The following is a 21,564-nucleotide window of genomic DNA, read 5'->3' on the forward strand; positions in this document are numbered from 1 at the left end:
AGCCACCTGCCCGAAGGACTTCTCATGGCCACCACTCCCGACCCGGTCGAGCCCCAGCCCGCGCGCGCCGCCGGCGGCGCCCGCAAGGTGACCCGCCACCGCGGCGAGGGCCAGTGGGGCATGGGGCACTTCACCCCGCTGAACGCCAACGAGCAGTTCAAGAAGGACGACGACGGTCTCAACGTTCGGACACGCATTGAGACGATCTACGCCCAGCGCGGCTTCGACTCGATCGACCCGACCGACCTGCGCGGCCGGATGCGCTGGTGGGGGCTGTACACCCAGCGCAAGGAGGGGATCGACGGCGGCAAGACCGCGATCCTGGACCCGCACGAGCTGGACGCCGAGTACTTCATGCTCCGGGTCCGGATCGACGGCGGCCGGCTGACGGTGGCCCAGCTGCGGGCGATCTCCGAGGTCTCCGAGCAGTACGCCCGCGGCACCGCCGACCTGACCGACCGGCAGAACATCCAGTTCCACTGGATCCGGATCGAGGACATGCCGGCGATCTGGCAGAAGCTGGAGGCGGTGGGCCTGTCCACCACCGAGGCCTGCGGCGACACCCCGCGCGCCATCCTCGGCTCGCCGGTGGCCGGCGTCGCCGAGGACGAGATCATCGACGGCACCCCGGCCATCGACGAGATCCACCGCCGCTTCATCGGCAACCCGGCCTACTCCAACCTGCCGCGCAAGTTCAAGACCGCGATCTCCGGCTCGCCGCTGCTGGACGTGGCGCACGAGATCAACGACGTCTCCTTCGTCGGCGTGGTGCACCCCGAGCACGGGCCCGGCTTCGACCTGTGGGTCGGCGGCGGCCTGTCCACCAACCCCAAGCTCGGCGTCCGGCTGGGCACCTGGGTGCCGCTGGACGAGGTGCCGGACGTCTTCGGCGGCGTGATCGGCATCTTCCGCGACTACGGCTACCGCCGGCTGCGCAACCGCGCCCGGTTGAAGTTCCTGGTCTCCGACTGGGGCGCGGCCAAGTTCCGCCAGGTGCTGGAGGACGAGTACCTCAAGTACCAGCTGGTCGACGGCCCGGCCCCGGCGCAGCCCAGCGGCGTCTGGCGCGACCACGTCGGCGTGCACCGGCAGCAGGACGGCAGGTTCTACGTCGGCTTCGCGCCGCGGGTCGGCCGGGTGGACGGCGCGCTGCTCGGCAAGGTCGCCGACCTGGCCGCCGCGCACGGCTCGGACCGGGTGCGCACCACCACCGAGCAGAAGATGCTGGTGCTGGACGTGCCCGAGGAGCAGGTCGCCTCGCTGGTGGCCGGCCTGGAGGCGCTGGACCTGCGGGTCACCCCGTCGCCGTTCCGCCGCGGCACCATGGCCTGCACCGGCATCGAGTACTGCAAGCTCGCCATCGTCGAGACCAAGGAGCGCGGGCGCACCCTGATCGACGAGCTGGAGCAGCGGCTGCCCGACTTCGCCGAGCCGCTGACCATCAACATCAACGGCTGCCCCAACGCCTGCGCCCGGATCCAGGTGGCGGACATCGGTCTCAAGGGCCAGCTGGTCACCGACGAGCACGGCGACCAGGTCGAGGGCTACCAGGTCCACCTGGGCGGCGCGCTCGGCCTGGAGGCCGGGTTCGGCCGCAAGGTGCGCGGCCTGAAGGTCACCAGCGCCGGCCTGCCGGACTACGTGGAGCGGCTGCTGACCCGCTTCCAGGCCGACCGCCAGGACGGCGAGCGGTTCGCCCAGTGGGCGGCCCGGGCAAGCGAGGAGCAACTGTCGTGAGTGAGCGGGCTGCGCCTTTTCACTGCCCGTACTGCGGGGACGAGGACCTGCGTCCCTCCGAGGCCGGTGGGCACGGCGCATGGGAGTGCGGCGACTGCCGCCGCGCCTTCCAGCTGAAGTTCCTCGGCCTGCTGTCGACGTCGAACGGGGGAAAGCCGGATGAGCACCAGCACTGACCTGGAGGCGCTGGCCACCGCGGCCGCGCGCGAGTTGGAGGAGGCCTCGGCGCAGGAGATCCTGCGCTGGGCCGCCGACACCTTCGGCCGCAAGCTCTGCGTCACCTCCTCGATGGAGGACGCGGTGGTCGCGCACCTGGCCTCGACCGCGCTGCCCGGGATCGACGTGGTCTTCCTGGACACCGGCTACCACTTCCCGGAGACCATCGGCACCCGGGACGCGGTGGCGGCCACCATGCCGGTCAACGTGATCACCCTGACCCCGCGTCAGACGGTGGCCGAGCAGGACGCCGAGTACGGGCCCGACCTGCACGACCGCGACCCGGACCTGTGCTGCTCGCTGCGCAAGGTCGAGCCGCTGCAGCGCGGACTGCTGGCCTACGACGCGTGGGCCACCGGGCTGCGCCGCGACGAGTCGCCGAGCCGGGCCAACACCCCGGTGGTGGCCTACGACGCCAAGCGCCGCAAGGTGAAGATCGCCCCGATCGCCCGCTGGACCCAGGCCGACGTGGACGCCTACGTCGAGGCCAACGGGGTGCTGCTCAACCCGCTGCTCTGGGAGGGCTACACCTCGGTCGGCTGCGCGCCGCTGTCCTGCACCCGCAAGCCGGTCGAGGGCGAGGACGCCCGGGCCGGCCGGTGGGCGGGCTCCGGCAAGACCGAGTGCGGCATCCACCTCTGAGGCCTCTGAGGCCCCTGAGATCCCTGAGACCCCTGAGTCCCCCGACCCCGAGCACCACCACCCGGAACCCCTGGAGTTGAACGTGACCACAGCCGACACCCTGGCCGCCGCAGCGGCGGCCCGTCCGGCCGCCCCCTGCGAGCGCGGTGCCACGGTGTGGCTGACCGGGCTGCCCAGCGCCGGCAAGACCACGCTGGCCTTCGCTCTCGCCGAGCGACTGCGCGCCGAGGGCCACAAGGTCGAGGTGCTGGACGGGGACGAGATCCGCGAGTTCCTCTCCAAGGGGCTCGGGTTCTCCGCGGAGGACCGGCACACCAACGTGACCCGGATCGGCTTCCTGGCCGAGAAGCTGGCCCGCAACGGCGTGAAGGTGCTCGCCCCGGTGATCGCGCCGTACGCGCGCTCGCGCGCCGCGGTCCGGGCCCGGCACGCCGAGCAGGGCGCCGAGTTCCTGGAGATCCACGTGGCCACCCCGGTCGAGCTGTGCGCCGAGCGCGACGTGAAGGGCCTGTACGCCAAGCAGGCCGCCGGTGAGCTCACCGGCCTGACCGGGGTGGACGACCCGTACGAGGCACCGGAGCAGCCCGAGCTGCGGCTGCAGACCCAGGGCCGCGCGGTGGCCGAGTCCGCCGCCGAACTGCACGCCTTCCTGACCGAGAGGGGCCTCGCGTGACGACCGCGACTGCAAGCCAGATCGAGCGCAGCGGCGACAATCCCTTCGCCCTCTCGCACCTCGACGCCCTCGAAGCCGAGTCGGTGCACATCTTCCGCGAGGTGGCGGGCGAGTTCGAGCGGCCGGTGATCCTCTTCTCCGGCGGCAAGGACTCGATCGTCATGCTGCACCTGGCGCTCAAGGCCTTCGCCCCCGCGCCGGTGCCGTTCGCGCTGCTGCACGTCGACACCGGGCACAACTTCCCCGAGGTCATCGCCTACCGCGACCGCACGGTGGCCGAGCACGGCCTGCGCCTGCACGTCGCCTCCGTCCAGCAGTTCATCGACGACGGCCGGCTGCGCGAGCGCCCGGACGGCACCCGCAACCCGCTGCAGACCGTCCCGCTGCTGGACGCCATCGAGACCGGCAAGTTCGACGCCGTCTTCGGCGGCGGCCGCCGCGACGAGGAGAAGGCCCGCGCCAAGGAGCGCGTCTTCTCGCTGCGCGACGAGTTCGGCGCCTGGGACCCGCGCCGCCAGCGCCCCGAGCTCTGGTCCCTCTACAACGGCCGGCACGCGGTCGGCGAGCACGTGCGCGTCTTCCCGCTCTCCAACTGGACCGAGCTGGACGTCTGGCAGTACATCGAGCGCGAGAACATCGAGCTGCCCGAGATCTACTACGCGCACGAACGCGACGTCTTCGCCCGCGACGGCATGTGGCTGACCGCCGGTGAGTGGGGCGGCCCCAAGGAGGGCGAGACCGTCGAGCGGCGCCTGATCCGCTACCGCACGGTGGGCGACATGTCCTGCACCGGCGCCGTCGACTCCGACGCCGCCACCATCGAGCAGGTGATCGCCGAGATCGCCGCCTCGCGGCTGACCGAGCGCGGCGCGACCCGCGCCGACGACAAGCTCTCCGAGGCCGCCATGGAAGACCGCAAGCGCGAGGGGTACTTCTAAATGTCCAGCACCACCGAACAGTTGATCGCCACCTCGCTGCTGCGCTTCGCCACCGCCGGCTCCGTCGACGACGGCAAGTCCACCCTGGTCGGCCGCCTGCTGCACGACTCCAAGTCGGTGCTCGCCGACCAGCTGGAGGCCGTCGAGCACGCCTCCCGCAAGCGCGGCCAGCAGGCCCCCGACCTCGCACTGCTCACCGACGGCCTGCGCGCCGAGCGGGAGCAGGGCATCACCATCGACGTGGCGTACCGCTACTTCGCCACCCCCCGGCGCCGGTTCATCCTGGCCGACACCCCCGGGCACGTGCAGTACACCCGCAACATGGTCACCGGCGCCTCCACCGCCGAACTGGCCGTGGTGCTGGTCGACGCCCGCAACGGCGTGGTCGAGCAGACCCGCCGGCACGCCGCCGTCGCCGCCCTGCTGCGGGTGCCGCACGTGGTGCTGGCGGTCAACAAGATGGACCTGGTCGACTACGCCGAGCCCGTCTTCGCCGCCATCGCCGAGGAGTTCACCGGCTACGCCGCCTCGCTCGGCGTCACCGACGTGGTCGCGGTCCCGATCTCCGCGCTGGCCGGCGACAACGTGGTCGAGCCCAGCGCGCACATGGACTGGTACGGCGGCCCCACCCTGCTGGAGCACCTGGAGACGGTGCCGGTCGGCTCCGACCCCAGCGCCGAGCCGGCCCGCTTCCCCGTCCAGTACGTCATCCGCCCGCAGTCCGCCGAGCACCCGGACTACCGCGGCTACGCCGGCCAGCTCGCCTCCGGCGTGCTGCGCACCGGCGACCGGGTGACCGTGCTGCCCTCCGGACACACCACCACCGTCGCGGGCATCGACGCGCTCGGCGTGGAGACGGACATCGCCTGGGCCCCCCAGTCGATCACCGTCCGCCTCGCCGAGGACATCGACATCTCGCGCGGCGACCTGATCGCGGCCGGCCCCGCCCCGACGCCCACCAAGGACCTCGAGGCCACCGTCTGCCACCTCAACGAGCGCCCGCTCACCGTCGGCGCCAAGGTGCTGCTCAAGCACACCACCCGCACGGTGCGCGCGCTGGTCAAGGAGATCTCCTACCGGATCGACATCGACACCCTGGAGCAGCGGGGCGACGCCCGGGAGCTGAACGTCAACGAGATCGGCCACGTGGTGCTGCGCACCGCCGAGCCGCTGGCCCTCGACGACTACGCCGACAACCGCCGCACCGGATCGTTCCTGCTGATCGACCCGGCCGACGGCACCACCCTCACCGCCGGCATGGTCGGTGAGGCCTTCGCCGGCGACACCCCTGCGACCGGGGCCGGCACGGCGGACGAGGAGGACTGGGTCTGATGTCCGGCGAGGCGTTCTCCGGCATGGACAAGGAAGGCGGCCGCATCGGCAGCGGCGTCCGTGGCAGTGGCCAGGGCGGCATCGGCCGATGTGGGTGTCGGCGGAGCAACTGACGCTCCGCCGCCGGCCGCCCGCCCGTCCGGCGTCGCGGCGGCCGACACCGCGCACCACCTCCTTGACCGTTCCAGCAGAGGACACCTCCGATGGCTCCCACCCAGGCTCCGATCCATAGTCGTCCCCGCCCGAACGCCGGCCGGGCCAGACGCGTCGCCCTCGCGGCCGCCGCCGCCCTGACCGCCGCCGCCCTGCTCACCGCCTGCGGCGGCTACGGCTCCAAGGCGCCCAAGAACGACGCCGTGCCGGCCGCGGCGACCGGCGGGCCGAAGCTCTCCGCGGACACCGTGAAGATCGGCTACTTCGCCAACCTGACCCACGGCACCGCGCTGGTCGGCCTGCAGGACGGGCTGTTCCAGCAGGAGCTGGGCGCGACGAAGATCAAGACCCAGGTGTTCAACGCCGGTCCGGCCGAGATCGAGGCGCTGAACGCGGGCTCGATCGACATCGGCTGGATCGGCCCCGCGCCGTCGATCAACGGGTACTCCCAGTCCAAGGGCCAGTCGCTGAAGATCATCAGCGGTTCGGCCTCCGGCGGCGTGGAGCTGGTCGTCAACCCGAGCAGGATCACCGGCCTGGACGACCTCAAGGGCAAGAAGATCGCCTCCCCGCAGCTCGGCAACACCCAGGACGTGGCGCTGCTGAACTACCTGGCGAGCAAGGGCTACAAGGAGGACCCGCAGTCGGGCGCCGGCGACGTCAGCGTGGTGCGAACCGACAACAAGGTCACCCCCGACGCCTACGCCGCCGGCTCGATCGACGGCGCCTGGGTGCCCGAGCCGACCGCCTCGCAGCTGGTCGCCAAGGGCGCCAAGGTGCTGCTGGACGAGAAGACGCTCTGGCCGAACGAGCAGTTCGTCAGCACCAACGTCATCGTCTCGCAGTCCTTCCTCAAGGCCCACCCGGACGTGGTGCAGGCGGTGCTGAACGGCTCGGTGAAGGCCAACGCGTACATCAACGCCAACCCGGCCAAGGCCGCGCAGGACGCCAACGCCGCGATCAAGGCGGCCGGCGGCACCCCGCTGCCGGCCGGCGTCCTGGACTCGGCCTGGAAGAACATCCAGTTCACGGACGACCCGCTGGCCGGCACCCTGCAGGCGGAGGCCGACCACGCGGTCACCGCGGGCCTGCTGAAGAAGCCGAACCTGGCCGGGATCTACGACCTGGACCCGCTGAACCAGGTGCTCAAGGCCGCCGGCAAGCCCGCGGTCTCCGACGCCGGCCTCGGCAGCGGTTCCTGACCCCGTCGGACCGCACCCGCGCACGGCCGCGGTCCCGCCCCTGACTCCGGAGTCCGCCCCCGCCCTGGCCACGTCGATGCCCAGTCACCGGCCAGGGCGGGGTCGGACCCCGGCCCCCGTCTTCTCCGCCCGCCACACACGCCAGCCACACACACGCCAGGAGGTGCCCGCGATGAGCACGGCACTGACCACCCCGAACGACGCTTCCACCGTCGCCGACCGGGCCGCGGCGCCCGCGGTCCGGATCGCCGGCGTGCACAAGTCCTTCGGCCGGCCCGGCGCCGCCGCCCCGGTGCTGGACGACATCACCCTCGACGTCGCCCCCGGTGAGTTCCTCTGCCTGCTCGGCGCCTCCGGCTGCGGCAAGTCCACCCTGCTCAACCTGGTCGCCGGCCTGGACCGGCCGACCGCGGGGCAGATCGAGGTGCCCGGCGGCCGCCCGGCCCTGATGTTCCAGGAGCACGCGCTCTTCCCCTGGCTCACCGCCGGCCGCAACATCGAACTGGCGCTGCGCCTGAACGGCGTGCCGCGGGCCGAGCGCCGCCCCGAGGCCGAGCGGCTGCTGGAGCTGGTCCGGCTGCGCGGCTCCTACGGCAAGCGGGTGCACGAGCTGTCCGGCGGCATGCGCCAGCGGGTCGCGATGGCCCGCGCGCTGGCCCAGGGCAGCAAGGTGCTGCTGATGGACGAGCCGTTCGCCGCGCTGGACGCCATCACCCGGGACGTGCTGCACGAGGAGATCACCCGGATCTGGCAGGAGCGCGGGCTCACCGTCCTGTTCGTCACCCACAACGTGCGCGAGGCGGTGCGGCTCGCCCAGCGGGTGGTGCTGCTCTCCTCCCGGCCCGGCCGGGTGGCCCGCGAGTGGCGGATCGACCTGCCGCAGCCGCGCCGCATCGAGTCCGCCTGCGTGGCGGACCTGTCCGTCGAGATCACCGAGCACCTGCGTGGGGAGATCCGCCGCCATGGCCAGCACTGAGACCACCCCCGCCGAGCCCGGCACCGCCGCGGCCACCGCCGCGACGGCGCCCGCCGCCGTCCACGAGCACCAGCCGAACGACCTGGCCGGCGTCGAGGCCGGCCTGGACGCGCTGGACGCCGTCCAGGTCCAGCGCCCGCCGCTGGGCCAGCTGCTGCGCGCCAAGGTGCTGCCCCCGGTGCTCGGCGTGCTGCTGGTGCTCGGCCTGTGGCAGCTGGTGTTCAGCCTGCACGTCACCCCCGAGTACAAGCTGCCCAGCCCGACGGACGTCTGGCACAGCCTGCAGGACCTCTGGTACCAGGGCACGCTCTTCTCGATCATCTGGACCAGCGTCTGGCGCGGCATCACCGGCTTCGTCGCCGCGGTCGTGATCGGCACGCCGATCGGGCTGCTGGTGGCCCGGGTCAGGCCGATCCGCGCGGCGGTCGGGCCGGTGCTCTCCGGCCTGCAGTCGCTGCCCTCGGTCGCCTGGGTGCCGGCCGCGGTGATCTGGCTGGGCATCAACGGCCAGGCGATGTACGCGGTGATCCTGCTGGGCGCCGTCCCGTCGATCGCCAACGGCCTGATCTCCGGCATCGACCAGGTGCCGCCGATCTTCCTGCGGGCCGGGCGGACGCTCGGCGCCACCGGCCTCGCCGGTGCCCGGCACGTGCTGCTGCCGGCCGCGCTGCCCGGCTACCTGGCCGGCCTCAAGCAGGGCTGGGCCTTCTCCTGGCGCTCGCTGATGGCCGCGGAGCTGATCGCCAGCTCGCCGGACCTGGGCGTCGGCCTGGGCCGCTACCTGGAGAACGCCCGGGACGCCTCCGACATGTCCGGGGTGCTGCTCGGCATCATCCTGATCCTGGTCGTCGGCGTCGCCATCGATCTGCTGGTCTTCACCCCGCTGGAGCGGCGGGTGCTGCGCAGCCGCGGCCTGCTGCAGACGGGCCGCTGAGCCGATGACCGCCGCCGAACCGGTGCGCACCGCCGCCGAGCCCACCCTGCTGCTGATCGCCCACGGCAGCCGCGACCCGCGCCACGCGGCCACGGTGGAGGCGCTGGTCGGCGAGGCGCGCGCGCTGCGGCCCGGCCTCGAGGTGGCCACCGCCTACCTGGACCACTGCGCGCCGCGTTTGCCGCAGCTGGTCGGGCGGCTGGCCGGGGCGCCCGCGGTGGCGGTGCCGCTGCTGCTCAACCGCGCCTTCCACGCCAAGCACGACATCCCGGCGGCGCTGCGCGCGACCGGGGCGGCGCACCCGGTGGCCGAGGTGCTCGGCCCGGACGCGCTGCTGCTCACCGCCCTGGAGCGACGGCTGGCCGAGGCCGGACTGGACGTCGACTCCGCCGCCGAACGCGCCCGCACCGGCGTGGTGCTGGCGGCGGCCGGCTCCTCCGACCCGGCCGCCGACGCGGTCACCCGCGGCCTGGCCGCCGCCTGGCAGCGCCGCCGCGGCTGGGGCGCCGTCACCGTGGCCTACGCCTCGGCCGGCGGCCCCCGGGTGCCCGAGGCGCTGGCCACCCTGCGCGCGGCCGGGGTGCGGCGCACCGCCGTGGCCCCCTACCTGCTGGCCCCCGGCCTGCTCCCGGACCGGATCGCCGAGGCCGCCCGCACCGCCGGCGCCGACCTGCTCGCCCCGGTCCTCGGCGCGGCCCCCGAGGTCGCCTGCCTGCTGCTGCGCCGCTACTCGGCCGCCGCCGCTGCCACCACCACCCCGCTCCCGCTGGCGGCGTAGCAGAACCGCCGTCCGGTCGGTTGGCTGCCCTACCCCGCCGTGTCGCGCAGCGGCACCTCGCGGATCAGCCAGCTCACGGCGAACGCCACCAGCGACAGCAGCGCGCCGGTCAGGAAGACCTGGTGCAGCCCGTCCACCACGCCGGCCTCGAAGGCGGCGCGGACCGGGGGCGGCAGCAGCCGCACGGCGGACGGCGGGACGTGGGCGGAGACCAGCGCGGGTCCGCGCGCGGGGCCGAGGCTGCTGGTCAGCCGGTGGTCCAGGCCGCGGGTGTAGAACGAGCCGAGCAGCGCGATGCCGAGCGAGCCGCCGATGGTGCGGAACAGGGTGACCGCCCCGCTGGCCGCGCCCATGTCGCGCAGCGCCACGCTGTTCTGCGTGATCAGCATGGTGTTCTGCATCAGGAAGCCCATGCCGATCCCGACCACCACGGTCAGCGCGGAGGCGGCCACCAGCCCGGTGTTCACCTTCAGCAACAGCAGCACCAGCATCCCGCCGGTCAGCACCGCCCCGCCGACGATCACGAAGACCCGGTAGTGCCCGGTCCACGAGGTGATCTGACCGACCGTCAGCATCACCGCGAGCATCCCGAACATCAGCGGCAGCAGGAGCAGCCCGCTGGCCGTGGGCGAGGCGCCCTGCACGTACTGCATGTACTGCGGCAGGAAGTTGACCGCCCCGAACATGGCCGCCCCGACCAGGAAGCTGAGCAACTGGGCGACGGTGAAGTTGCGGTCCCGGAACATCCGCGGGGGCAGGATCGGCTCGGCCACCCGGTGCTGGGAGACCACGAAGGCGGCCAGCGCCAGCAGCGCGATCACGGTCAGCAGCAGGATGGGCAGCGAGGCCCACGGGTACTGGCCGCCGCCCCAACTGGCCACCAGGGTCACCGCGACCACGCCGACGGTGAGCAGCGCCCCGCCCAGGTAGTCCAGCCGGGCCTCGATCCGGCGCCGCGGCAGCCGCATGCCCAGGCCCGTGACCAGCAGCGCGACCACGCCGAGCGGCACGTTGACGTAGAAGCACCAGCGCCAGCTGAGGTGCTGGGTGAGGAAGCCGCCGAGCAGCGGGCCGCCGACGAAGGCGATCGGCATCATCCCGCCGATCGCGGCCATGTAGCGCCCGCGGTCGCGCGGCGGCACCAGGTCGCCGAGGGTCGCCATCGCGCCGACCATCAGGCCGCCCGCGCCCAGGCCCTGCAGCGCCCGGAAGCCGATCAGCTGGTCCATGCTGTGGGAGAGGCCGGCCAGCGCGGAGCCGATCAGGAAGACCACGATCGCGGCCATGAACATGATCTTGCGCCCGTGCAGGTCGCCCAGCTTGCCCCAGAACGGGGTGGTGACGGCGGCCCCGAGGGCGTAGGCGGTGACCACCCAGGAGAGCCGGGCCAGGCCGCCCAGGTCGCCGACGATGGTGGGCAGCGCGGTGCTGACGATGAGGTTGTCGAGCATCGCCATCAGCATGCCGAGCATCAGCCCGGCCAGTGCGAGGTGGATGGTCCGGCGGCTCGGACCCTGCCGGTCGGTTTCGCTGGGGACGGCCTTGGTGCCGGTCATCGACACGCTCCCTCGGTGGGGCCGGGCAGGCGCCCAACCGGCCGGCGCGCTGCGCGCCGCACGGGACGCCCACCGTCCAGCGTACCCAGGCGTCGGCTCGCCCGAACGGGTGCCGGTCCTCGAGGCGGCGGCCTTCGCCGACCTCGCCCCGGCCGGGATCACCCGACTCCGGGCCCGGCCGGCCCGGTTGACCCCGCGTCCGGTCGACCGGGAACCCGGCGACCCGGCTCTGTGCCCGGGCTCGGTCCCCGGCGCCTCGGGTCGGCCGCGGGCGGGTCCTTCGGATCAGCGCCGGGAATCCGGCTCCCCGGCGTCGGGGGCGCGCAGGCCGGACCAGTCGAGGGCCAGTTGGCGGCGGCGCGAGAAGGCGGCGACGATCAGGTCGTAGGAGTCCTCGATCATCTCCAGGACCAGTCGCTCGGGGAGCGAGCCGTCGAGGCGGACGGTGTTCCAGTGGCGCTTGTTGAGGTGCCAGCCGGGGGTGATCTCCGGGTACTCCGCGCGGAGTTGGACCGCGATCTCGGGCTCGCACTTGAGGCTCACCTTGAGCGGCTCGGCGTCCAGGGCGCTGATCGCGAAGACCTTGCCCTCGACCTTGAACACCGAGGTCTCGGGGTTGAACGGGAAGGTCTCCTCGGTCCCGTTGAAGGCCAGGCAGGCGGCCCGGAGTCGGTCGGGGGTCAGCGGCGGGGGCGGGGTCCTCTTGGTCACGGCAGTCAGTCTGCCGAACCGCGCCGACCGGCCGACCGGCGACACCCACCCGGACCTCGCGGGCCCGCCCGGCCGGTGACGCCCGCCCCGCAACGGCGGCGGGCCCGCACGCCGGAGCGTGCGGGCCCGTCACGGGTCGCGGAGCGAGGCCGGCTCAGCGGGGCTCGCTCAGCAGGGCTCGCTCAGCGGGCGGGGCGCCGCTGGCGGCCGGTGCCGTAGTTGGAGCCGGTCTTGGAGCCGCTGCCCGGCTTGGGACCGGTCGCGGACTTGCCGATGAAGCCGGCCGCGGTGCGCGAGCCGCCCTGACCGCCGGAGCCGCCGGAGCTGCCGCCCTGGCCGAGCCGCTGCTTGGGCCGGCGGCGCTTGGGGTTGCCGTTGATGTCCACGTCCGCGGGCAGACCCGAGCGCTTGGCCTTGGGACGGCGGTTCGCCTGGGCGGCGGAGGGGGCCGGCGCGGTCTCGACCGGCGTGACCGGGGCCAGGACGACCGGGACGCCGCTCGGGGTGCGGGCGCCGGTGATCCGGGCGAGCTCGGCGTCGCCGGGGCGCACCTTGGTGGTGATCGGGCGGATCGCGGCGGCGGCCATCAGCTTCGACAGGTCGCGGCGCTGCTCGGGCAGCGCCAGGGTGACCACGGTGCCGGACTCGCCGGCCCGGGCGGTGCGGCCGCCGCGGTGCAGGTAGTCCTTGTGGTCGATCGGCGGGTCCACGTTGACCACCAGGTCCAGGCCGTCGATGTGGATGCCGCGGGCCGCCACGTTGGTGGCGATCAGCGCGGTGACCCGGCCGTCGCGGAACTGGTCCAGGGTGCGGTTGCGCTGCGGCTGCGACTTGCCGCCGTGCAGCGCCGCCGCCTTCACCCCGGTGGCCAGCAGCTGCTTGGCGAGCCGGTCGGCGCCGTGCTTGGTGTGCACGAACATGATCACCCGGCCCTCGCGGGAGGCGATGTGCGCGGTGGTGGAGGCCTTGTCGGCCGCCTCGAGCTGGAGCACGTGGTGCTCCATGGTGGTGACCGCGCCGGCCGAGGGGTCGACCGAGTGGACCACCGGGTCGGTCAGGAAACGCTGCACCAGCCGGTCGATGTTGCGGTCCAGGGTGGCGGAGAAGAGCATCCGCTGGCCGCCCTCGGCCACCTGCTCCAGCAGCTTGGTGACCTGCGGCAGGAAGCCCATGTCGGCCATCTGGTCGGCCTCGTCCAGCACGGTGATCCGCACCTGGTCCAGGGCGACGTCGCCGCGCCCGATCAGGTCGTCCAGGCGGCCCGGGGTGGCCACCAGCAGCTCGGCACCGCGGCGCACCGCGTTGGCCTGCCGGGTGATCGACATGCCGCCGACCACGGTGGCGATCCGCAGGTTGACGGCGGTCGCGTACGGGGTGAGCGCGTCAGTGACCTGCTGGGCCAGCTCGCGGGTGGGGACCAGCACCAGGGCCAGCGGGCGGCGCGCGTCGGCGCGCTGCCCGGCGGTGCGGGCCAGCACCGACAGGCCGAAGGCCAGGGTCTTGCCGGAGCCGGTGCGGCCGCGGCCGAGCACGTCGCGCCCGGCCAGCGAGTCCGGCAGGGTCGCGGACTGGATCGGGAACGGCTCGGTGACGCCCTCGCGGCCCAGCGCGGAGAGGATCCCCTTGGGCAGCGGCAGCTCGGCGAAGGTCGCCGCCGGCGGGCGGGCGGGGGTGCCGGTCACCGTGGTGAACTCGGTGGTCGCCGGGGTGGCGGTGGTGCGGGGGCGGGCCTGGCCGCGTCCGCGGGCCGGGCCGCGGCCCTGGGCGCCGGACTGGCGGGGGGCCGAGCCGCGGGTGCGGCCACGGCCGCCGGTGGGGCGTGCCTGATCGGTCATGCGGGTGTGCTCCGTCCTGAGCGGTCACCGTCGTCGAGGTGACTCGTGGGTCGGCCGCCAGGAAGGTGTGCGCCGCCCCGGCCGTTGGGCGGCATGGGCGAAGGCCCGCACCGTGCGGTGCGGGCCTTCGCTGCGTCGTGCGCGTCCAGCAGAGTGCCGGAACGTCAGCCGATGACGCGGATGTTCTCGGCCTGCGGGCCCTTCGGGCTCTGGGTCACGTCGAACTCGACGTGCTGGCCCTCGACGAGCTCACGGAAGCCCTGGGCGGTGATGTTCGAGTAGTGGGCGAACACGTCCGGGCCACCCTCGGCCTGCTCGATGAAGCCGAAGCCCTTCTCGCTGTTGAACCACTTCACGGTGCCGGTAGCCATAACCGTCTCCTTCATACCTGGGGGCTACAGGGACCACACTGCGTGGACCCCGCGTCGCCGCGATCCCCATCCGGAGATGACACCGGACAAAACAAATGCGCCTGATGGTTGAACCAGCAGGCGCACACAAACGTTCATGGGAACCAAAACTGCAACTGCTTCGACTGTAGCACGAGCCCCGCGAAGATGATCGGAATATTTTGCATACCATCACCCCGCTGCGGACGTGAAACGGGCCACCCCGGGGAGATCGGGGCGGCCCGTGGGCACTGCGGTGCTACCGGAGTACTACTGCGGCAGGCACTAGCGGGTGCGCACCAGCTCGTCGCGCTCGGTCCACTCGCCGGGCTCCACGTCCTGCTCGCTCAGCTTCGCGTGGCCGGGCCACCAGGCGGCGCGGCCCAGCAGCGCGGTCAGCGACGGGGTGAAGAACATCGCCATCACGAAGGCCGAGACCACGATGCCGAAGGCCACCGAGAAGCCGATCTGGCTGAACAGGCTGTTCCCGGCCAGCAGCATGGTGGCGAAGGTCGCCGCCAGGATGCCACCGGCCGCCGCGACGGTCGGACCGCCGTGCCGCAGCGCCATCGAGGCCGCCTCGCGCGGGTCGCGGCCCTCGGCCGCCTCCTCGCGCAACCGGGCGATCATCAGGATGTTGTAGTCGGTGCCGATGGCCACCACGAAGAGGTAGATGAACATCGGCAGCATGAACATCAGGCCGGACTGGCCCTGGATGTTCTGGAACAGCAGGGTGGTCGCACCGACGGTGGCGCCGAAGCCGAGGCCGACCGCCGCCATCAGGTACCAGGGCGCCACGGCGCTGCGCAGCAGCAGGCCGAGGATGAGCATGATCAGCAGCGCGGCGACCGGGAAGACCAGCTCGTAGTCGTGGGTCATCGCGGCGTTGATGTCCTTGTAGATGGACGTGATGCCGCCCACGTACGCCTGGGTGCCCTGCGGGGCGTCGGCGTGCGCCGCCGAACGCAGCTTGCCCACGGTGTCGATGGCCTTGTTGGAGGCCGGGTCGTCCTTGAGCAGCACGGTGAAGTTGGCGGTCAGGTTGTCACCGCTCAGCTTCGGCTTCGGGCTGACCTGGGCCACGCCCGGGACCGCCGACAGCTCGGAGACGTAGGCGGGGAAGGCGCTCTGGTCCAGCGGCGTGCCGTTGGTCGAGGTCAGGTAGACCTGCGACGGGTCGGCGGCGCCGGCCGAGAAGGCACTGGCCATGGTGGTCTGGACGACCATCGACTCCTTGGTCTTCGGCATCGAGCCGGAGGCCAGGTCGAAGTTGCCCTTGTAGCCGGTGGCGCCGAGGGCGAGCGCGACCAGGATCAGGCCGGAGACGGCGGCCACCATGCCCGGACGGCGCTGCACGGTGCGGCCCAGCGCGGCGAACTTGGCGCCGGCCGGCTCCTGGCGCCAGCGCGTCTTGGGCTGCACCTGCTGGCGGAAGACGAACTTGCGGATCGCGTAGACCAGGCCCTTCTCCCAGAACAGCACCCGCTCGGGGATCCGGGAGAGCACGGCCGGCACCAGGGTGACCGAGGCCAGCGCCGTGACGGCGACCGCGATGGCCAGCGAGGGGCCCATCGCCTTGAACATGCCCAGGCTGGAGAGGACCAGGACGCTGAAGGCCACGATCACCGCACCGGCGGCGGAGGAGATCGCCTCGCCGACCCGGCCGACGGCGTTGATCATCGCGGTGTGGCGCTCGTCACCGGCTCGCAGCCGTTCGCGGTAGCGGAAGATCAGGAAGAGGAAGTAGTCGGTGCCGACGCCGAAGAGCACCACGATCAGGATCGCCGAGACCGAGCTGTCCGCCTTCAGGCCGAAGGCCTTGCTGGCGTCCGCGATCAGGCCGTTGGCGACGAGCGAGAAGACCGTGATCATCAGCACCGGGAGCAGGGCGACGATCGGGCTGCGGAAGATCAGGAAGAGCGTCAGCAGGATGATGACGACGGTGCCGACGCCGATCAGCGCGTTGGCCAGCTTCGAGGAGTCCTGCTGGTCCAGGTTCTGCGCGGCCGGGCCGCCGATCTGCACCTTGAGGTTGCTGCCGGCCGAGAGCGTCTTGGCGTCGTCGCGCAGCTTCTTGGCGGTGTCGGCGGTCTCGGTGCCCTGCTGCGGGGTGTTCTTGTCGAAGCCCACCAGCGACATCGCGTACTTGCCGTCGCCCGAGTAGGAACCGCCCTGGGCGGCCGGCTTGTCGGTGACCGGGAGGATCGTCTGGACGTACTTGATCTTCTCGGCGGTCAGGCCGTCGGTGACCTTGGCCATCGCGGCCTGGTCGGAGGCGTCCAGCTTCCCGCCGTCGGTCCGCTCGAAGAGCAGGATCGCACTCGGGGTGAAGTTCGCCGGGAAGGCCTTGTCCTGGAGCTCCTGGGCCTGGATCGACTCGTAGTGCTTGGGCAGGAACGAGCTCTCGTCCGTCTGGGCCGTCAGCGTGGGAGCCGTGGCGACGATCGCGACCGCGGCCACGATCCAGGCGACTATCACCCACCACGCCCGCTTGACGACGAACTGTCCGATTCGGTGGAACATGCTTGCAATGCCTCCTGGCATGGTTCACCGCAGCCCTTGGGGGACGGGACGCCGGGCGACGGCTGAGACGGCCACGACCGCATGGTCTTAGCCGGTCGGCAGGTAAGTACGAACGAGCATCATACGAGAACTTACTAGCCGACCGGCAAGCAGCCCCCCGTGGGCCGTAGTCCTCGACGCATGCCCGCTGGGCCGACGCGCGGCCCTGCACCATCCTGACCTGCCGGGCCGTGTCAATACCTCGTTCGCGGGGTGGAGATCCCTCCCCCTCAGGGTGGAGTTCCGCCGGTACCCAGGTCGGAGGGGCGACTGGGGGAAAACCCCACCCCGACCCTGGGGCGGACCCCAGGGGACCCTGGGGGAAAAGCCCAGGGACCGCTCCCCCGCTGGCCGGATTACCCCTCAGCACCCCACTCCCTAGCCTCGGTTGTGAGCCCGGGGCCACCGCCGGGCACCGCCTCGCGGCCCGCAGCGCCGCGGCCCTGGGGGAGATTTCCCGTGTCCACCTCGCACCGCCCGGCCCGGTCCGCCGGAGCCCCGCAGCCCGCCGGAGCGCCGCACTCCGGCAGCGCCGCCCGCCCCGCGCAGCAGGCCGGCTTCGCCGCCACCATGGGCGCCTGGAGCGCCCGGCACCGCAAGGCCGCCGTCTTCGGCTGGCTGGTCTTCGTGGTCCTGGCCGCCTTCCTCGGCGGAGCCGCCGGCAGTCACAAGATCACCGACGCCGAGTCCATGCCCGGCCAGGTGGCCCAGGCCGCGAAGATCCTCGACCAGGCCGGGATCAAGAGCCCGCAGGGCGAGACGGTCCTGGTGCAGAGCGCCGCACGGACCGCGGACGACCCGGCCTTCCGGGCCGTGGTCGAGCAGACCGTCGCCGCGATCAACGGCACCGGCAGGACCACCGACCTGCGCTCGCCCTACGACAGCGGGGCGATCTCGGCCGACCGGCACTCGGCGCTGATCCAGTTCACCGTGGTCGGCGACGCCGACCAGGCCGCGACCGCCGTCACGGCCCCGCTGAACGCGGTGGCCGGCGTCCAGCACGCCCAACCGTCCTTCACCGTCGCCGAGTTCGGCCAGGCCAGCGCCACCAGGTGGTCGAACGACCAGTTCAAGAACGACTTCTCGGCCGCCGAGTGGACCGCCGTCCCGCTCGCCCTGGGCATCCTGCTGATCGCCTTCGGCGCCCTGGTCGCCGCGGTGCTGCCGGTGGGCCTGGCGCTGACCGCGTTCATCGCGGCCGGCGGCCTGGTCGGGCTGAGCAGCGGCTTCCTGCACACCAGCGACGACGCCAGCTCGGTGATGCTGCTGGTCGGCCTGGCCGTCGGGGTCGACTACTGCCTCTTCTACCTGCGCCGGGAGCGCGAGGAGCGGGCCGCCGGGCGCAGCCCCGAGGACGCCCTCAGGGTGGCCGCCGCCACCTCCGGCCGCGCCGTGCTGGTCTCCGGGATCACCGTGGTGGTCGCCATGGCGGGGATGTTCTTCACCGGGATCGCGGACTTCCAGGCGATGTCCTACGCCACCATCGTGGTGGTGATCACCGCGGTGCTCGGGTCGCTGACCGTGCTGCCGGCCCTGCTCTCGATGCTCGGCGACCGGGTGGAGAAGGGCCGGGTGCCGTTCCTGCACCGGCTCAAGGCCCAGGACGTGAGCAGCGGCAGCCGGATCTGGAACGCGGTACTCACCCCGGTGCTGCGCTACCCGCTGGCCGCCACCGTGGCCGCGGCCGGACTGCTGCTGGCGCTGGCCGCCCCGCTGGTCACCATGCACACCGCCAACCTGACCTTCGAACAGTCGCTGCCCAAGGGCAACGCGCTGGTCGCCACCTCCGAGCGGATCCAGGCCGCCTTCCCCGGCAGCCCGGCCCCGGCCGAGGTGGTGGTCAAGGCCGGCGACATCGAGGCCCCCGCCGTGCAGCAGGCCATCGCCGACCTGAAGAGCCGGGCACTGGCGAGCGGGCAGATGCACGGCCCGATCGACGTCACCACCTACCGGGCGCAGAACGTGGCCACCATCGCCGTGCCGCTCGACGGCAGCGGCAACGACGCGACCAGCACCGCGGCGCTCGCCACCCTGCGCGGCACCCTGGTGCCGGACACCCTGCTCAAGGTCCCCGGCACCCAGGCCCCGGTGACCGGCAACACCGCCGCCTCCTACGACTTCAACCGGCAGATGACCCGCAGCATGCTCCCGGTCTTCGCCTTCGTGGTGGTCTTCGCCTTCCTGCTGATGCTCGCCTCGTTCCGCTCGCTGGGCATCGCGGTCACCGCGGTGCTGCTCAACCTGCTCTCGGTGGGCGCCGCCTACGGGGTGCTGACCCTGGTCTTCCAGCACGGCGTCGGCGCCTCGCTGCTGGGCACCGCCGGGGTCGGCGCGGTGGAGAGCTGGGTGCCGCTCTTCCTCTTCGTGATCCTCTTCGGGCTGAGCATGGACTACCACGTGTTCGTGGTCTCCCGGATCAAGGAGGCGCACGACCGGGGGTTGGCCACCCGGGACGCGGTGGCCCACGGGATCCGCTCCACCGCCGGGGTGGTGAGCAGCGCGGCGATCATCATGGTGGCGGTCTTCGCGGTCTTCGGCACCCTCTCGGTGCAGTCGATGAAGCAGATGGGCGTCGGCCTGGCAGTGGCGGTGCTGGTGGACGCCACGGTCATCCGCGGGGTGCTGCTGCCCTCGGTGATGAGCCTGCTGGGCGAGCGGAACTGGTACCTGCCGAGCTGGCTGTCCTGGCTGCCGAACCTCTCGCACGGCGAGCCGGTCCCGGTCCCGCAGGCCCCCGCGCAGCAGCCCGGGTCGCCGGCGGACGAGGGCGCGCGGCACCGGCGGGTGACCGCCTGACGGCCCGCACCACACCACACCGCCCCGCACCGCCCCGGCTGCCCGGTCCCGTTCAGGGGCCGGGCAGCCGGCTGTCGGCTGTCAGCTGTCGGCTCCGGACCTGACGAAGTTCAGCCAACTCACAGGATTTTCCGACGATGTTCTCATCATCGCGGAACCTGCCGGGCGAAGGCCGTCGTCGTACGAACGAGCCGCACCGCCCGGGGGCGGCCACCCCGGACCAGGAGCCGCCGCATGTCCGTCCCCGCCGCCCGCCGCACCCTGCTCCGGCGCGCTGCCGCCGGCTGCGTCGCCGCCCTCACGCTGGCGTTGGCCTGCGCCTGCGGGAGTTCGAGCCCCGGCACCTCGGCGGACGCGGCGGCCCACCCCGGCCCGGCGAGCGCGAGCGCGAGCGCCGGCAACCCGACCGCCGGCGGCCCGGTCAGCGGCGCACCGGTCACCGGCACCCCCGTCGCCGGCAGCCCGGGCAGCGCCGCGGCGGCGACCGGCACCCCCGCCCCCGCCGGGAGCACCGCCGCCGCCCCGCTCCCGAGCAACGACGCACCCGGCACCTCGATCGTCTACGGCACCGCCACCGGCAGCACCAGCCGCACCGTGGCGCTCACCTTCGACGACGGCCCGGGCCCGGCCACCGGCCCCATCCTCGACCTGCTCGCCCGGTACCACGCCAAGGCCACCTTCTGCGAGATCGGCCCGCAGGCCACCGCCAACCCGGCCCTGGTCCAGCGGATCCTGGCCGAGGGCCACCGCCTCTGCGACCACACCGTGCACCACCCGCAGCCGATGCACGTCCTGTCGCACGACCGCCAGGTGCACGAGATAGTCGACGCCAAGACCATGATCCTCAAGGCCGGCGGCAACGGCGCGCAGGTGAGCTGGTTCCGGGCGCCGGGCGGCGACTTCAGCGCGGACAACCGGCAGATCGCGGTGCAGAACGGGCTGCGGCCGCTCGGCTGGACGGTGGACACCGTCGACTGGTCCCGCCCCGGCGTCCCCAAGATCCTCGACGCCGTCCACAAGGAGCTGCGCCCGGGCGGCATCATCCTGATGCACGACGGCGGCGGCGACCGGAGCCAGAGCGTGGCGGCGCTGGGTCAGTTGCTGCCCTGGCTGGTGCAGCAGGGGTACACCTTCGACTTCCCGGCCGCCTGAGCGGGCCGGGGGAAACCTTTCGCCGGCCCGGCATCGCCCCTGACGCCTGGTCAGCGCATCGGCCACCGGGCGTCGACCACCGCCTGCGGGTCCTTGCCCTGCCGCAGCCAGGACTGCAGGCCCTCGGCCCAGTCCCGGTACCAGCCCACCTGCCGCTCGTGCAGCGCGGCCGGACTCTGCTCGCCGACCTCGGCCGGGTAGCGCTCGCCGAGCGCGACCGCGACCCGGACCGCGGCCAGCGCGTCCGCCGCCGCCTCGTGCGCGTCCAGCAGCTCCACCCCGTACACCTGGCAGACGTGCCCCAGACCGCGCGAGCCCTTGCGGTAGCGGTCCACCGCACGGTCGATCACCAGCGCGTCCAGCACCGGCGCGACCTGCCGGGCGGCCGAGCGCTCGGACAGGCCCGGGCGGCCGTGCCGGCGCAGCTCGGCGTCGAGCAGCGACAGGTCGAACGGGGCGTTGAAGGCCACCACCGGTATGCCCTCGGCCAGCCGGGCGCAGAGCGCGGCGGCGATCTCCTCGACCGCCGCGGCCGGCGGCCGGCCTCTGGTGCGGGCCTGCTCGTCGCTGATCCCGTGGATCGCCCTGGCCTGCTCGGGGATCGGCACCCCCGGATCGAGCAACCACCGGGTGGTGCGCACCGGCTCGCTGCCGACCGCGTCCACCAGGGCGGCCGTGACGATCCGCGACTCGGCCGGGTCGGTCCCCGTGGTCTCCAGGTCGAACCCCACCAGCGGCCCCTGCCACCAGCGCGCCCGCGCCGGCCGCAGCACCGGCCCGGCCGCGGCCAGTGCCCCGTTCTTCACCTCACCCATCAGCAGCGCCTTCCGTCGGGGTGTCACCTTGACGGCCCCATCATGGCCGCCGCCTGTGACAACGCCCTGCTCCCGCCCTCGAGGGGCCGGCGTGATCCGCTCGGGCCGGCGCCGGGCGCGGCGCCGGGTGCGGCGCCGCCCCGCCTCGGGGCCAGGGGGAGGCGGGG

At 73.1% G+C, this 21,564-nt stretch carries 18 protein-coding genes; 12 read left to right on the forward strand and 6 right to left on the reverse strand.

Annotated features, from left to right (window positions below):
- The first annotated feature begins 24 nt into the window (after positions 1-24).
- The 10 genes from ACQRUO_RS19980 (at position 25) to ACQRUO_RS20025 (ending at position 9,581) form a co-directional block, all read left to right on the forward strand.
- A complete protein-coding gene (locus ACQRUO_RS19980) occupies positions 25-1,737 on the forward strand; it encodes a nitrite/sulfite reductase (RefSeq protein ID WP_428317340.1) in 1,713 nt (570 codons plus the stop codon).
- Entirely contained in the window at positions 1,734-1,913 is a 180-nt protein-coding gene (locus ACQRUO_RS19985; RefSeq protein WP_428317341.1) for a hypothetical protein, read from the forward strand. Before ACQRUO_RS19980 ends, ACQRUO_RS19985 begins: the two co-directional genes overlap by 4 nt.
- The gene (locus tag ACQRUO_RS19990) at positions 1,897-2,595 is read left to right on the forward strand and encodes a phosphoadenylyl-sulfate reductase (protein WP_428317342.1); all 699 of its coding nucleotides are present in this window, start codon (positions 1,897-1,899) and stop codon (positions 2,593-2,595) included. The genes ACQRUO_RS19985 and ACQRUO_RS19990 overlap by 17 nt, the downstream gene beginning before the upstream one ends.
- 100 nt (positions 2,596-2,695) lie before the next feature.
- Entirely contained in the window at positions 2,696-3,268 is a 573-nt protein-coding gene (gene cysC, locus ACQRUO_RS19995; RefSeq protein WP_428317355.1) for an adenylyl-sulfate kinase, read from the forward strand.
- Positions 3,265-4,206 (forward strand): sulfate adenylyltransferase subunit CysD, encoded by a 942-nt coding sequence (gene cysD, locus ACQRUO_RS20000; RefSeq protein ID WP_428317343.1) that lies wholly within the window; start codon positions 3,265-3,267, stop codon positions 4,204-4,206. The genes cysC and cysD overlap by 4 nt, the downstream gene beginning before the upstream one ends.
- Complete coding sequence (locus tag ACQRUO_RS20005; RefSeq protein ID WP_428317344.1) at positions 4,207-5,538, forward strand: sulfate adenylyltransferase subunit 1; 1,332 nt, start codon at positions 4,207-4,209, stop codon at positions 5,536-5,538.
- Positions 5,539-5,741: 203 nt separating this feature from the next.
- On the forward strand, positions 5,742-6,893 hold the full coding sequence (locus ACQRUO_RS20010) for an aliphatic sulfonate ABC transporter substrate-binding protein (protein WP_428317345.1): 1,152 nt from the start codon (positions 5,742-5,744) through the stop codon (positions 6,891-6,893).
- Positions 6,894-7,065: 172 nt separating this feature from the next.
- The gene (locus tag ACQRUO_RS20015) at positions 7,066-7,869 is read left to right on the forward strand and encodes an ABC transporter ATP-binding protein (protein ID WP_428317346.1); all 804 of its coding nucleotides are present in this window, start codon (positions 7,066-7,068) and stop codon (positions 7,867-7,869) included.
- Positions 7,856-8,803 (forward strand): ABC transporter permease, encoded by a 948-nt coding sequence (locus ACQRUO_RS20020; protein ID WP_428317347.1) that lies wholly within the window; start codon positions 7,856-7,858, stop codon positions 8,801-8,803. Before ACQRUO_RS20015 ends, ACQRUO_RS20020 begins: the two co-directional genes overlap by 14 nt.
- Before the next feature lie 4 nt (positions 8,804-8,807).
- On the forward strand, positions 8,808-9,581 hold the full coding sequence (locus tag ACQRUO_RS20025; RefSeq protein ID WP_428317348.1) for a sirohydrochlorin chelatase: 774 nt from the start codon (positions 8,808-8,810) through the stop codon (positions 9,579-9,581).
- A 29-nt stretch (positions 9,582-9,610) separates the two neighbouring features.
- On the opposite strand, the gene ACQRUO_RS20030 is transcribed toward ACQRUO_RS20025, so the two are convergent.
- The 5 genes from ACQRUO_RS20030 to ACQRUO_RS20050 all read right to left on the reverse strand — a co-directional run bounded on the left by ACQRUO_RS20030 (position 9,611) and on the right by ACQRUO_RS20050 (position 16,595).
- The gene (locus ACQRUO_RS20030; RefSeq protein WP_428317349.1) at positions 9,611-11,137 is read right to left on the reverse strand and encodes an MDR family MFS transporter; all 1,527 of its coding nucleotides are present in this window, start codon (positions 11,135-11,137) and stop codon (positions 9,611-9,613) included.
- Between the two features lie 285 nt (positions 11,138-11,422).
- Complete coding sequence (locus tag ACQRUO_RS20035) at positions 11,423-11,821, reverse strand: MmcQ/YjbR family DNA-binding protein (RefSeq protein ID WP_428317356.1); 399 nt, start codon at positions 11,819-11,821, stop codon at positions 11,423-11,425.
- Positions 11,822-12,030: 209 nt separating this feature from the next.
- A complete protein-coding gene (locus ACQRUO_RS20040; RefSeq protein ID WP_428317350.1) occupies positions 12,031-13,683 on the reverse strand; it encodes a DEAD/DEAH box helicase in 1,653 nt (550 codons plus the stop codon).
- Positions 13,684-13,847: 164 nt separating this feature from the next.
- Positions 13,848-14,054 carry a cold-shock protein gene (locus ACQRUO_RS20045; RefSeq protein ID WP_428317351.1) on the reverse strand — a complete coding sequence of 69 codons (207 nt, stop codon included), beginning with the start codon at positions 14,052-14,054 and terminating at the stop codon, positions 13,848-13,850.
- A gap of 303 nt (positions 14,055-14,357) precedes the next feature.
- Positions 14,358-16,595 carry an MMPL family transporter gene (locus ACQRUO_RS20050; RefSeq protein WP_428317352.1) on the reverse strand — a complete coding sequence of 746 codons (2,238 nt, stop codon included), beginning with the start codon at positions 16,593-16,595 and terminating at the stop codon, positions 14,358-14,360.
- Positions 16,596-17,204: 609 nt separating this feature from the next.
- Between ACQRUO_RS20050 and ACQRUO_RS20055 the strand changes: the two genes are divergently transcribed.
- The gene (locus ACQRUO_RS20055; protein ID WP_428317357.1) at positions 17,205-19,430 is read left to right on the forward strand and encodes an MMPL family transporter; all 2,226 of its coding nucleotides are present in this window, start codon (positions 17,205-17,207) and stop codon (positions 19,428-19,430) included.
- A 234-nt stretch (positions 19,431-19,664) separates the two neighbouring features.
- Positions 19,665-20,582, forward strand: coding sequence for a polysaccharide deacetylase family protein (locus ACQRUO_RS20060; protein ID WP_428317353.1), 918 nt, complete (start codon positions 19,665-19,667; stop codon positions 20,580-20,582).
- 50 nt (positions 20,583-20,632) lie between these two features.
- Here ACQRUO_RS20060 and ACQRUO_RS20065 read toward each other — a convergent pair.
- Positions 20,633-21,564, reverse strand: a 932-nt coding sequence (locus ACQRUO_RS20065; RefSeq protein ID WP_428317354.1) for an exonuclease domain-containing protein, incomplete at its 5' end; no start/stop codon positions are given.

The organism is Kitasatospora sp. LaBMicrA B282 (assembly GCF_050325825.1).
GTDB lineage: Bacteria > Actinomycetota > Actinomycetes > Streptomycetales > Streptomycetaceae > Kitasatospora.

Excerpts from the sequence above, each read along its gene's own strand:
- ACQRUO_RS19980 (WP_428317340.1), top strand. The coding sequence starts at position 25 with ATGGCCACCACTCCCGACCCGGTCGAGCCCCAGCCCGCGCGCGCCGCC.
- ACQRUO_RS19990 (WP_428317342.1), top strand. The coding sequence starts at position 1,897 with ATGAGCACCAGCACTGACCTGGAGGCGCTGGCCACCGCGGCCGCGCGC.
- ACQRUO_RS20005 (WP_428317344.1), top strand. The coding sequence starts at position 4,207 with ATGTCCAGCACCACCGAACAGTTGATCGCCACCTCGCTGCTGCGCTTC.
- ACQRUO_RS20010 (WP_428317345.1), top strand. The coding sequence starts at position 5,742 with ATGGCTCCCACCCAGGCTCCGATCCATAGTCGTCCCCGCCCGAACGCC.
- ACQRUO_RS20015 (WP_428317346.1), top strand. The coding sequence starts at position 7,066 with ATGAGCACGGCACTGACCACCCCGAACGACGCTTCCACCGTCGCCGAC.
- ACQRUO_RS20020 (WP_428317347.1), top strand. The coding sequence starts at position 7,856 with ATGGCCAGCACTGAGACCACCCCCGCCGAGCCCGGCACCGCCGCGGCC.
- ACQRUO_RS20025 (WP_428317348.1), top strand. The coding sequence starts at position 8,808 with ATGACCGCCGCCGAACCGGTGCGCACCGCCGCCGAGCCCACCCTGCTG.
- ACQRUO_RS20030 (WP_428317349.1), bottom strand. The coding sequence starts at position 11,137 with ATGACCGGCACCAAGGCCGTCCCCAGCGAAACCGACCGGCAGGGTCCG.
- ACQRUO_RS20040 (WP_428317350.1), bottom strand. The coding sequence starts at position 13,683 with ATGACCGATCAGGCACGCCCCACCGGCGGCCGTGGCCGCACCCGCGGC.
- ACQRUO_RS20045 (WP_428317351.1), bottom strand. The coding sequence starts at position 14,054 with ATGGCTACCGGCACCGTGAAGTGGTTCAACAGCGAGAAGGGCTTCGGC.
- ACQRUO_RS20050 (WP_428317352.1), bottom strand. The coding sequence starts at position 16,595 with ATGTTCCACCGAATCGGACAGTTCGTCGTCAAGCGGGCGTGGTGGGTG.
- ACQRUO_RS20055 (WP_428317357.1), top strand. The coding sequence starts at position 17,205 with ATGGGCGCCTGGAGCGCCCGGCACCGCAAGGCCGCCGTCTTCGGCTGG.
- ACQRUO_RS20060 (WP_428317353.1), top strand. The coding sequence starts at position 19,665 with ATGTCCGTCCCCGCCGCCCGCCGCACCCTGCTCCGGCGCGCTGCCGCC.